Here is an 11,451-nt window from a genome sequence, read left to right on the forward strand (position 1 = left end):
AAACAAAGCCCCCGGCAACGATGAGTTGCCGGGGGCTTTTTCAATTCTGCGAATCAGAGGTTTCAGCGCATCGCCGCCAGCTTGATGCCGAACCCTACCAGGCAAGCCCCGGCCAGCCGCTCGAACATATTGGTAATGCGCGGGTTGGCGCGCATGCGTTCGGCCAGCCGGTGGGTCAGCACCACGGCGATCAACCCGTACAGGAACGTGATCACCGCCACCGTTGCCGCCATGAAGCCGAACGTCACCAACCCCTGATGCTTCACCGGGTCGATGAATAATGGGAAGAACGCCATGTAGAACATGATCGCCTTGGGGTTGAGCAGGGTGATCAGCATGGTCTGGCGCAGGTATTGGCCGTTGTCCATGCGGCTGGTGCGCGGCGCGTCACCCGGTTTGCTCAACAGCATGCGTAGGCCCAGGTAGGCGAGGTACGCGGCGCCGGCCCATTGCACGATGTGGAAGGCCGCAGGGTAGGTGGCCAGCAAGGTGGCGACGCCAGCTACCGCTAGCCACAACAGGACTTGGTCACCGACGATCACCCCACAGGTCGCGGCCAGGCCTGCCTTGATGCCGCCCTTGCCGGTGGCAGTGATCAGGGCAAAATTGCCCGGGCCCGGGATGGCCAGAAGAATGATGAAGGCGATGACGAATGCGCCGTAGTCGGTGACGCCGAGCATGGTGAACTCCTGTAGAGCAATGCAAAGGCAGAGTCATGACTATCGTCGCCAACAGCGTGCTTTACAACCTGTTGTTGCACATTCGCAATCCATCATTGCCAAGCACGACTTGGATCCAATGCCTGTTTTCTGTATTATCCCGCCGCCATCAGACGATGGTCGAAGATGATTCATTTAAAGGACTTTGTAATGAAAAAGCTGTTCAAGGCCACCGTAGCCGTTGCTGTAGTTTCGGGTGTTGCCCTGCTGTCGGGTTGCACTGGCCAGGTTTACAACCAGCCGAAAAACTGCACCTACGACTACCTGTTCCACCCTTCGGTTTCCATCTCCAAGATCATCGGTGGCTGCGGCCCGATCGATAAACTGCCTCAGCAGCAGTAATCTTGGCGGTACCCTGATCGCGACGCTTGCGGCGTGATCCAAGGCCCCCGGTCATGTAGATGGCCGGGGGTTTTTGTTTTTGGCGTGACAATCTGCCACTGGGGCAACCCGTCGTCTTGACGCCGGGGCGGGCAATTTGTTTGTGCTGGCATTTCATATACAATCAGAAAAACGATTCAGCGTTGTCGGTCAATTCGACAAAAGGCCGAGTCGTTTTCTGGTTCTCTGGCTGCTGAACAATGATCAACAACAAGCCTGCGCTGAAGAACACGCTTTACCTGGGCCAGCCACAGGCCCGCCCTCTGTTCTCCTGACTGGAATTGATCAATGTTCAAGAAAGCTGGCAAGACCTTGCTGGGTCTGGCTGTCGCTGCAAGCTTCATGCAAGCGCACGCCGCAGAAACCAAGAAAGTAGACGTGCTGCTGGTCGGCGGCGGCATCATGAGCTCCACCCTGGCCGTGTGGCTGCATGAGCTGGAGCCAAGCTGGTCGATGGAAATGGTCGAGCGCCTGGACGGCGTGGCCGAAGAAAGCTCCAACGGCTGGAACAACGCCGGTACCGGCCATTCCGCGCTGGCCGAGCTGAACTACACCCCGGAAGACAAAGACGGCAACGTCAACATCGCCAAGGCCATCGAAATCAACGAAGCCTTCCAGATTTCCCGTCAGTTCTGGTCGTGGCAGGTACGCCAGGGCGTGTTGAAGAATCCGCACTCGTTCATCAACACCACCCCGCACATGAGCTTCGTGTGGGGCGATGACAACATCAAGTTCCTGAAGAAGCGCTACGACGCGCTGCAGGCCAGCCCGCTGTTCCGCCCGATGCAGTACTCCGAGGACCACGCGCAGATCGCCAAGTGGGTCCCGCTGATGATGGAAGGCCGCGACCCGAACCAGAAGCTGGCCGTGACCTGGACGCCGATCGGCACCGACGTGAACTTCGGCGAGATCACCCGCCAGTTCGTTGGCCACCTGCAAACCCAGAAAGGCTTCGACCTGAAGCTGTCCACCGAAGTACAGGACATCACCCGCAACAAGGACGGCTCCTGGCACGTCGAGTACAAGAACCTGAAGGACGGTACCGAATCGGCCACCGACGCCAAGTTCCTGTTCATCGGTGCTGGTGGCGGCGCACTGAAGCTGCTGCAGAAGTCGGGCATTCCTGAAGCCAAGGAATACGCAGGCTTCCCGGTGGGCGGCTCGTTCCTGGTGACCGAGAACCCGACCGTTGCCATGCAGCACATGGCCAAGGCCTACGGCATCGCCTCGACTGGCGCACCACCCATGTCGGTACCGCACCTGGACACCCGCGTGCTGGACGGCAAGCGCGTGATCCTGTTTGGCCCGTTCGCCACCTTCTCGACCAAGTTCCTGAAGAACGGCTCGTACCTGGACCTGCTGAGCAGCACCACCACCCACAACGTGTGGCCAATGACCAAGGTGGGTATCGAGCAGTACCCGCTGGTCGAGTACCTCGCTGGTCAGCTGATGCTGTCGGATGATGACCGCTTCGAAGCCCTGCGCACCTACTTCCCGAACGCCAAGAAGGAAGACTGGCGCCTGTGGCAGGCCGGCCAGCGTGTGCAAATCATCAAGCGTGATGCCGAGAAAGGCGGCGTGCTGAAGCTGGGCACTGAAGTGGTGGCGTCGCAAGACCGCACCATTGCTGGCCTGCTGGGTGCATCGCCAGGCGCCTCGACGGCTGCGCCGATCATGCTGAACGTGCTGGAAACCGTGTTCAAGGAGAAGGTCGCTACTCCTGAGTGGCAGGCCAAGATCAAGGAAATCGTGCCAAGCTACGGCACCAAGCTGAACGATTCGGCAGCGGCCACCCAGAAAGAGTGGAACTACACCGCTGAAGTGCTTCAGCTGGAGAAACCGCCGGTGATCGATGCCAGCGTTGACTTCAACGGCGCGCCGAGCGAGCCGGTTGAGAGCAAGCCTGCGAACGACATGGCGCTGTAATCGGCCATTGTTGTGAAAGAAGCCACGGGGGAAACCTCGTGGCTTTTTTTTTGCCTGTTCGGGCCCTTTCGCGGGTACAGGAAAATCAGCTCTGCCGAAGAATGCACTCCAGCAACCCGGGAAACCGCTCACCCAGCATTTCGCTGCGCAGCGAGTTCATGTGGGTCGTCCCCACATTGCGGGTATGCACCAGCCCCGCATCACGCAGGACGCGGAAGTGATGGGACATGCTCGACTTCGGCCGGCCGCCATCCAGCTCGCCGCAGCTGGCTTCGGTGACACCGGCCAGGTGTCGGACGATTTCCAGGCGCACGGGGTCGCTCAGCGCATAGAGCAGGCGTTCGAGGATCAGGTCTTCAGCGGTGGGGTGTTTGTAGGCTCGCATGGCTCACATGATAACGGGGGTTTCATTAATTGCCATAGTTCGATTATGATCGAACAACAGTATTCAGATGAGCCCGGAGTTTCCCATGTCCGCACTGTTCGAACCCTACACCCTCAAAGACGTCACCCTGCGCAACCGCATCGCCATTCCGCCCATGTGCCAGTACATGGCCGAGGATGGCCTGATCAACGACTGGCACCAGGTGCATTACGCCAGCATGGCCCGTGGCGGTGCCGGCCTGCTGGTGGTCGAAGCCACGGCGGTGGCACCTGAAGGGCGCATCACCCCTGGTTGCGCCGGAATCTGGAGCGATGCCCACGCCCAGGCTTTCGTGCCGGTGGTGCAGGCCATCAAGGCGGCCGGTTCGGTGCCGGGCATCCAGATTGCGCACGCCGGCCGCAAGGCCAGCGCCAACCGCCCGTGGGAGGGTGACGACCACATTGGTGCTGATGACGCGCGTGGCTGGGAGACCATCGCCCCGTCCGCCATTGCCTTTGGCGCGCACCTGCCAAACGTGCCGCGCGCAATGACCCTGGACGACATCGCCCGGGTCAAGCAGGACTTCGTCGATGCCGCCCGCCGTGCGCGTGATGCCGGCTTCGAGTGGATCGAACTGCACTTCGCCCATGGCTATCTGGGCCAGAGCTTTTTCTCCGAGCACTCCAACAAGCGTACCGACGCCTACGGTGGCAGCTTCGACAATCGCAGTCGTTTCCTGCTGGAAACCCTGGCAGCGGTACGTGAGGTGTGGCCAGAAAACCTGCCGCTGACCGCACGCTTTGGTGTGCTGGAATACGACGGCCGCGACGAGCAGACCCTGGAAGAGTCGATCGAGCTGGCGCGCCGCTTCAAGGCGGGTGGCCTGGACCTGCTGAGCGTGAGTGTCGGTTTCACCATTCCCGAGACCAACATCCCGTGGGGCCCGGCGTTCATGGGGCCGATCGCCGAACGCGTGCGCCGTGAGGCGAAGCTGCCGGTGACCTCGGCGTGGGGCTTTGGTACGCCGCAACTGGCTGAAGCCGCGTTGCAGGCCAACCAGTTGGACCTGGTGTCGGTAGGGCGCGCGCATTTGGCTGATCCGCACTGGGCGTACTTTGCGGCCAAGGAGCTGGGCGTGGAAAAAGCCTCCTGGACCTTGCCGGCGCCGTATGCGCACTGGCTTGAGCGCTATCGCTGAGTGATGCCGGGGGCTGCGCAGCAGCCCCCGAATCTAAAACCGATCCAACCGGTAGGCCCCCATCTCAGGCCCACTGGCCTGCTCAGCCAACCGCCCCACCCACTCCGCCGTCACCGCTGCCTGGGTCAGCCCCAAATGCTGATGCCCAAACGCCAGCAGCACCCGCCCATCACACACCCTGTCGATCACCGGCAACGAGTCTGGCAACGAAGGCCTGAAGCCCATCCACGGCGTAGCCCCTTCGGCACTCAAGTCTTGCCGAAACAGCCCCTTGCTCAAATGGTGCAACTGCCAGGCGCGCTGCATGCTCGGCGGTGCCTCCAGCCCGGCGAACTCCACCGTGCCGGCCAGGCGCAAGCCGTCGGCCATGGGCGTCATGATGAACTTGCGTTCCAGCGACGTGACCGCAAACGGCAGGCGCTGACGCTCGCCCGGCAGCATCAGGTGGTAACCGCGCTCCGTGTCCAGCGGCACCCGCTTGCCCGTCAGTACGGCGGTCAGTTTCGCAGAGTGCGCACCACAGCTGATCAGCACCTGACGGGTATTGAACGTGCCATGGTCGCTGACCAGGGTGACCCCGCCGCTGTGCAACCGGCCACCCTCGACCTGCGCCCGGGCAAACCGTACGCCACTGGTTTTGGCCGCTTCGAACAGCTCGCACACCACCCTGTACGGATCGATGAAATGACCGGTCTTGGGAAAGAACAGCCCGCCCAGCAATGATGGGTTCAACTGCGGTGCCGCTTCGCGTATGGCTTCGGCCGACCAGAAGTCCACCGGCACCGCCTGCTGTTGCATGCGTGCGCGCAAGGCCTCCAGCGCCTGGCGTGATTCAGGCTTCTCGAACACCAGCAGTGAGCCATCTTCCTGGAACAGCTCGCTGCGCCCGATCGAGCCCAATAATCGCTGCCAGGCACCCAGGCTGCCTTCGTTCAGTGTGCGGATGCCGGCCACGCTGCGCTGGAACGGCGCCGGGCGCAGGTTGAGCAGCAAGCGAGTGAACCACGGCATGGCCTTGGGCAGGTACTTCCAGTCCAGGCGCAACGGGCCCATCGGGTCCAGCAGCATGCGCGGCAAGCGCTTGAGGATCGACAGGTCGGCGATCGGGAACACCTGCTCGGTCGCCAGGTGCCCGGCATTGCCATAGGACGCGCCCTGGCCGGGCGCCTGACGGTCGACCAGCAGCACTCGGCGGCCCTGACGGGCCAGTTGCAGGGCGCAAGCGACGCCGACAATGCCGGCGCCAACCACCGCGATATCGGTTTCAGCGGTTTCGAGCATGCTCAGCCTTCCCGTTTACCGTCAAGCAGGCGCCGCAGCTGCAGCGGGTTGCCGTGCTGCAACGCCGACGGCAGCAAGGCATCGGGGAAGTCCTGGTAGCACACCGGACGCAGGAAGCGCAGGATCGCCGCCGTGCCCACCGAGGTGGTGCGGGCATCGGAGGTGGCCGGGAACGGTCCGCCGTGGACCATCGCATCGCACACCTCAACGCCGGTCGGCCAGCCATTGACCAGAATGCGCCCGGCCTTGCGTTCAAGGGTCGGCAGCAGGGCGCGGGCGCTGGTGATGTCGGCATCGTCCAGCTGCAACGTAGCGGTCAGTTGGCCCTCCAGATGCTCGGCCACCTGGCGGACCTGTTCATCGCTCGCGCAGGCCACGACCAACGACGCAGCACCGAACACTTCGGCCTGCAACGCCGGGTCTGCCAGGAAGGCTTCGGCCTGGGTCACGAACAACTGTGCCTGGCATTGGTTGGGGCCTTGCCCGGCCTGACCACTGGCTGCCGTCTTGGCATTGGCGTTTTCCGCCAGGGCACCGACACCGGCCTGGTAAGCACTGAAGATGCCCGGGGTGAGCATGGTCTGCGCGGCGGCCTGTTGTACGTGTTCGCTGGCGGCAGCGATGAAGCGCTGCAACGCGGGCCCTTGTCGGGCGATCACCAGGCCGGGGTTGGTGCAGAACTGGCCAGCACCTTGGGACAACGAGGCGACGAAGCCTTGCGCCAGCGCTTCGGCGCGGGCCTGCAAAGCGGCCTCGAAGAGGAATACCGGGTTGATTGAGCTCATTTCGGCGTACACCGGGATCGGCTCCGGGCGTGCCTGAGCGGCTTGGCACAGTGCGACACCACCGCTGCGCGAGCCGGTAAAACCTACTGCCTTGATACGCGGGTCGCTGACCAGGGCGATGCCCACTTCTCGGCCAGAGCCGTACAACAGCGAGAACACGCCGGCCGGCAAACCGCACAGCTTCACCGCTTGCGTCACGGCCTGGCCGACCAGTTCGCTGGTGCCAGGGTGGGCGCTGTGGGCCTTGACCACCACCGGGCAGCCAGCGGCCAATGCCGACGCGGTGTCGCCACCGGCTACCGAAAATGCCAGCGGAAAATTGCTGGCGCCGAACACGGCCACCGGCCCCAGGGCGACCTGGCGCTGACGCAGGTCGGCGCGGGGCAGGGGCTGGCGTTCGGGCTGGGCATTGTCGACCCGTACATCCAGCCATTCACCAGCCCGCACCACCCGGGCAAAAGTGCGCAGCTGGGTGCAGGTGCGGCCCCGTTCACCCTGGATGCGCGCTTTGGGCAGGCCGGTTTCGGCCACGGCGCGGTCGATCAGGGCATCGCCGAGGGCTTCGATCTGCGCGGCGATGGTTTCGAGAAATTGTGCCCGTTGTTCGAGCGAGGTTTCGCGGTAGGCATCGAACGCCGCCCAGGCCAGGGCGCAGGCCTGGGCGACGTGTTCGCCGGTGCCGCCGAGGTAGGCCGGTTCCAGCGTTTGGCCGGTAGCCGGGTTGATGGCGTGGATGGCTTCGCGGCTGCCAGTTACCGGCGTCTGGCCGATCAGCAGGTTGCCTGTGAGGGGCATGTAGCCTCCTTGGAATCAAATACGGGTATCAAGGGAAACCGCAGCCCCTGTAGGAGCGGCCTTGTGTCGCGAAAGGGCTGCGAAGCAGCCCCAGCAATTTGTGCCTCTGCGCGAAAATCCCGGGGCCGCTTGGCAGCCCGTTCGCGACACAAGGCCGCTCTTACAAGAGTCCGCGCAGGTCCAAAGTCAGGCGACGTTTTGCTCAGCCGACCAGCTGGCATACCAGCTGCGGAACAGCGCGTACTGCTGCTCGGCATAGTTGCGCTGGGCATCGGTCAGCACGTCGGTCTCGTTGAAGTGCAGGCTGTACTCGCGGTCACCGTTCAGCACCATCAGATGCTTGTAGTACAGCACCAGGTCGCAACCCTCATCGAACGACGACAGCACCGCCAGTGCCGCTTCCAGCTCACGTGCCAGGCGACGGGCCTTCGCATCGCCCTTGGCCGCCTGCTTGCTCAGGCTCACCAAGTGCAGCACTTCACGCGGCAGGGCGTTGCCGATGCCGGTGATGGCACCGGTGGCGTTGCAGTTGACGAAACCATGCACCACCTGGGTATCCACGCCGACCATCAGGGTCACATCGTCATCCTTGGAGGTGATGTGCTCGGCGGCGTAGCGCAGGTCGGCGCCACCGCCGAACTCCTTGAAGCCGATCAGGTTGGAGAATTCGCGGCGCAGTTCGAAGAACAGGTCGGCGCGGGTGGCGAAGCCGTAGTAGGGGCTGTTGTAGATCACTGCTGGCAGCTTGGGCGCGGCGGCAAGGATGGCCGAGAAGTGGTGCTTCTGGGCGATCAACGAAGCACCACGGCTAAGCACGCGGGGGATGACCATAAGGCCGGCGGCACCGACCTTGGCAGCATGGGCCGCGTGGGAAACCGCTTCGCGGGTGTTCACCGCACCCGTGCCGACGATGGTGGGAATGCCTGCGGCCACCAGGCGCGCCACACCTTCCTGGCGCTCGGCTTCGGTCAGCAGCGGCCAGTCACCCATCGAGCCGCAGTACACCACGGCGCTCATGCCGGCCTCGATCAGTTCGCGGCCCTTGCGCACCAGGGCGTCGAAGTCCGGCTTGCGGTCGGCGGTGCATGGGGTCATCAAGGCGGGCATGGTGCCGGTGAAGATGTTGTCAGTCATTGTTGTCACTCCTCGCAATGTTCAGTCGGAAAAAGCCGGGGTCAGATACCCCAGGCGAACGGGTCTTGTTCGTCGATCAGCAGGGTGCTGTCGGCGGTCATGTAGGCGCGGCCGGTGATGAACGGGCGAATGTGTTCGCCGTCGCGCTCGTAGCGGCCGTGGAACTGGCTGCCGGTGATGCTGGCCTGCACCCAGGTCTGGCCTTCGGCAAGCTTGCCGTCGGCGGCCAGGCAGGCCAGCTTGGCGCTGGTGCCGGTGCCGCAGGGCGAGCGGTCGTAGGCCTTGCCGGGGCACATCACGAAGTTGCGGCTGTCGGCGTTGGCGTCGTTGGCGAACAACTCGACGTGGTCGATGGGGGCGCCGTTTTCACCCGTGATGCCCTGGGCTTCGAGGGCCTTGAGCATGGCCCAGGTGTACTCGGTGAGCGCTTCGCGGTTGCCCAGCTCTATGCGCTGGCCGTGTTCGGAAACCAGGAAGAACCAGTTGCCGCCCCAGGCAATGTCGCCGTGCACCACGCCGTGCCCGGGCACATCCACCGCCACCTGCTGGCGATAGCGGTAAGAGGGCACATTGGCGACGGTGACGGCGCCATCTTCATGCAGGGTGGCGCTGACTTGGCCGACCGGGGTGTCTATCTTTTGCACGCCGGGCGCGATCAGGCCCAGGTGCTGCAACGAGGCGACCAGGCCGATGGTGCCGTGGCCGCACATGTTCAGGTAGCCGGCGTTGTTGAAGAAAATCACCCCGCAGGTGGCGTCGGCCGACACCGGTGGGCAGTACAGCGCGCCCACCAGCACATCGTTGCCGCGAGGCTCCAGCAGGCAGGCACGGCGCCAGTGGTCGTGCAGCTCGCGCAGTTCGTCGCGCTGTTCGGCCATGCTGCGGCCATGCAGTTGCGGGAAGCCCTTCATCACCAGGCGGGTCGGTTCGCCGCCAGTGTGGGAGTCGATGACGTGAATCTGTTTCATGGGCTTGTCCCTTGCGTAAAAGATCAGGAGGCGACGGCGGCAGGGCGGCCGGCATAGGTGTCAGCGGTGGTTTCGCTTTCGTCCTCGCCTTCCAGGCGTACAAGGTGTGCAGGCACGCCAGTGGCCGCTCCCCAGTAGTAGATGCCCAGGGCACAAGCCGCCACGGCTACGGTGTCGAGCGGGTGGCCGATGACCCCCAGGCCGCCGAAGCTGCCCAGCCACGACAGCAGGATGGTTACTGCGTAGAAGCCGATCAGCCATGCCGACGAGCGCACTTGCTGGGCCAGCGACAGGTGCTGGGTGGGCACGAAGCGACCGCACAGCAGGTACAGCACGAACATCACGATTTGCAGGGCCAGTAGCCACGACACGGTATTCCAGCCGGACCAGTACACGATCAGCGCGGCGATGATGAACGACAGCGGGCCGAGCACGCCCATACCCTTGACCCGGAACGGGCGCGGCATGTCTGGCGCATTGCGGCGCAGGGCGGCGACGGTGACCGGGGCCACGGCGTAGCTCAGTACCAGGGCGGCGGATACCACGTTGATCAGTGCTTCCCACGATGGGAATGGCAGGGTCCAGAACACCGACAGGCCAAACGTCAGCCACAGCGCTGGGCGCGGGATGCCGGACTCTGCATCGATGCGGGTGAAGTACTTGAAGAAGGTGCCGGTCTGCGCCCAGCCATAGATCACGCGCGGGGTGGCGTTCATGTAGATGTTGCCGCAGCCGCTGGGCGAGATCACCGCGTCGGCCACCACCAGGTAGGCCAGCCAGCCCACACCCAGGGCAAGGGCGATGTCACGGTAGGGCAGGGCCAGTTCCTTGGTGACCGCAGCCCAGCCGTTGGTGAGCATTTCGGTCGGTACGCTGCCGAGGAAGGCCAGTTGCAGCAGGGCGTAGATGGCGGTGGACAGCAGCACCGAAAGCATCAGCGCAATCGGGATGGTGCGCTGCGGGTTCTTCACTTCGCTGGCCACCGAAATGATCGGCGTCAGGCCCAGGTAGGCGAAGATGATGCCACCGGCCGACACGGCCATTTCTACGCCGGACAGGCCGAACGGAGCAAAACCGTGGACTTCGAAGTTTTCCGGTTTGAAGAAGGTGAACAGCACGCCAATCACCAGCAGCGGCACGATGAACTTGAATACGCTGACCAGGTTGTTGGCCTTGGCGAAGGTTTTCACGCTGCGGTAATTGAGGAAGAAGAACAGCCCCAACAGCGCGAACTGCACGAGCCAGCCAAGCACGGTCGGGTCGCTTGAACCGGTTTTGGTCAGCCCGGGAAACCAGGCGGCGGCGTACTGGCGCGAGGCGACCACTTCGATGGCGATCAGGCTGGAAAAGGCGATCAGGGTGATGAAACCCATCAGGTAGCCCAGCAGCGGGCCGTGCGAGTAAACCGGGTAGCGCACCACGCCACCGGCGCGGGGCAGGGCGGCGCCCAGTTCGCAGTAGACGATGCCCAGCAGCAGTACGGCGAAACCGCCGAGGAACCAGGACAGGATGCCCGCCGGGCCGGCGATGGCCGAGACGTGGCTGGCGGCGAACAGCCAGCCAGAGCCGAAAATGGCCCCCAGGCCGATGAAGGTGAGGTCCAGCAGTGATAACTGTTTCTTGAATTTGCCTGACATGGGTTCGCCTTTTTGTTGGTTATTGGATAGGCAGGTCTGATGTCACGAGATGCGGCTTTTTGGGCCGCGCTCTTGTAGGACTTGGGCGGCTTGCGTGGGGCATAGAGTGAACCGGTCGGGGCGGCGGTTCTTGATGGTTTTCTGCAAGGGGGATGACGAAATCGGCACAGTTGCAAAAAATGCTGGCGGCGAGGGTGGGGTGCTGGATAGGCTGTAGGCCTTAGCGAATAAGGGCTGTAGAGATGTGTTGGTAGTACTGGCCT

General features: G+C 63.4%; 10 protein-coding genes. 3 read left to right on the forward strand and 7 right to left on the reverse strand.

Annotated features, from left to right (window positions below):
• Positions 1 to 62: 62 nt before the first annotated feature.
• A complete protein-coding gene (locus FHW75_RS13575; RefSeq protein WP_016711965.1) occupies positions 63 to 680 on the reverse strand; it encodes a LysE family transporter in 618 nt (205 codons plus the stop codon).
• Positions 681 to 869: 189 nt separating this feature from the next.
• Here FHW75_RS13575 and FHW75_RS13580 point away from each other — a divergent pair, with 189 nt between their 5' ends.
• Complete coding sequence (locus FHW75_RS13580; RefSeq protein WP_003254720.1) at positions 870 to 1,061, forward strand: YhfL family protein; 192 nt, start codon at positions 870 to 872, stop codon at positions 1,059 to 1,061.
• Between the two features lie 327 nt (positions 1,062 to 1,388).
• Entirely contained in the window at positions 1,389 to 3,026 is a 1,638-nt protein-coding gene (mqo, locus tag FHW75_RS13585; RefSeq protein ID WP_019098485.1) for a malate dehydrogenase (quinone), read from the forward strand.
• An 85-nt stretch (positions 3,027 to 3,111) separates the two neighbouring features.
• Here the strand turns inward: mqo and FHW75_RS13590 are convergent, their stop codons facing one another.
• Positions 3,112 to 3,411, reverse strand: a complete 300-nt coding sequence (locus FHW75_RS13590) for a helix-turn-helix transcriptional regulator (protein WP_025753907.1) — start codon at positions 3,409 to 3,411, stop codon at positions 3,112 to 3,114.
• 85 nt (positions 3,412 to 3,496) lie between these two features.
• On the opposite strand from FHW75_RS13590, the gene xenA reads away from it, so the two are divergent.
• Complete coding sequence (gene xenA / locus FHW75_RS13595) at positions 3,497 to 4,588, forward strand: xenobiotic reductase XenA (RefSeq protein WP_016711963.1); 1,092 nt, start codon at positions 3,497 to 3,499, stop codon at positions 4,586 to 4,588.
• 33 nt (positions 4,589 to 4,621) lie between these two features.
• On the opposite strand, the gene FHW75_RS13600 is transcribed toward xenA, so the two are convergent.
• From FHW75_RS13600 to FHW75_RS13620, 5 genes are all read right to left on the reverse strand, one after another.
• Complete coding sequence (locus FHW75_RS13600) at positions 4,622 to 5,869, reverse strand: FAD-binding oxidoreductase (protein WP_183673885.1); 1,248 nt, start codon at positions 5,867 to 5,869, stop codon at positions 4,622 to 4,624.
• Between the two features lie 2 nt (positions 5,870 to 5,871).
• Complete coding sequence (locus tag FHW75_RS13605; protein WP_027615339.1) at positions 5,872 to 7,449, reverse strand: aldehyde dehydrogenase (NADP(+)); 1,578 nt, start codon at positions 7,447 to 7,449, stop codon at positions 5,872 to 5,874.
• Positions 7,450 to 7,635: 186 nt separating this feature from the next.
• The gene (locus FHW75_RS13610) at positions 7,636 to 8,583 is read right to left on the reverse strand and encodes a dihydrodipicolinate synthase family protein (protein WP_016711960.1); all 948 of its coding nucleotides are present in this window, start codon (positions 8,581 to 8,583) and stop codon (positions 7,636 to 7,638) included.
• A gap of 41 nt (positions 8,584 to 8,624) precedes the next feature.
• Positions 8,625 to 9,551, reverse strand: a complete 927-nt coding sequence (locus FHW75_RS13615; RefSeq protein WP_183673887.1) for a 4-hydroxyproline epimerase — start codon at positions 9,549 to 9,551, stop codon at positions 8,625 to 8,627.
• A 23-nt stretch (positions 9,552 to 9,574) separates the two neighbouring features.
• Positions 9,575 to 11,188 carry an APC family permease gene (locus FHW75_RS13620; protein WP_027615338.1) on the reverse strand — a complete coding sequence of 538 codons (1,614 nt, stop codon included), beginning with the start codon at positions 11,186 to 11,188 and terminating at the stop codon, positions 9,575 to 9,577.
• Between the last annotated feature and the right edge of the window lie 263 nt (positions 11,189 to 11,451).

Source organism: Pseudomonas sp. OG7 (assembly GCF_014192825.1).
In the GTDB taxonomy this organism is placed as follows: Bacteria; Pseudomonadota; Gammaproteobacteria; order Pseudomonadales; family Pseudomonadaceae; genus Aquipseudomonas; species Aquipseudomonas monteilii.

Coding starts and splice junctions, on each gene's coding strand:
- FHW75_RS13590 (WP_025753907.1), bottom strand. CDS start 3,411: ATGCGAGCCTACAAACACCCCACCGCTGAAGACCTGATCCTCGAACGC.
- FHW75_RS13600 (WP_183673885.1), bottom strand. CDS start 5,869: ATGCTCGAAACCGCTGAAACCGATATCGCGGTGGTTGGCGCCGGCATT.
- FHW75_RS13620 (WP_027615338.1), bottom strand. CDS start 11,188: ATGTCAGGCAAATTCAAGAAACAGTTATCACTGCTGGACCTCACCTTC.
- FHW75_RS13580 (WP_003254720.1), top strand. CDS start 870: ATGAAAAAGCTGTTCAAGGCCACCGTAGCCGTTGCTGTAGTTTCGGGT.
- FHW75_RS13605 (WP_027615339.1), bottom strand. CDS start 7,449: ATGCCCCTCACAGGCAACCTGCTGATCGGCCAGACGCCGGTAACTGGC.
- FHW75_RS13615 (WP_183673887.1), bottom strand. CDS start 9,551: ATGAAACAGATTCACGTCATCGACTCCCACACTGGCGGCGAACCGACC.
- xenA (WP_016711963.1), top strand. CDS start 3,497: ATGTCCGCACTGTTCGAACCCTACACCCTCAAAGACGTCACCCTGCGC.
- FHW75_RS13575 (WP_016711965.1), bottom strand. CDS start 680: ATGCTCGGCGTCACCGACTACGGCGCATTCGTCATCGCCTTCATCATT.
- mqo (WP_019098485.1), top strand. CDS start 1,389: ATGTTCAAGAAAGCTGGCAAGACCTTGCTGGGTCTGGCTGTCGCTGCA.
- FHW75_RS13610 (WP_016711960.1), bottom strand. CDS start 8,583: ATGACTGACAACATCTTCACCGGCACCATGCCCGCCTTGATGACCCCA.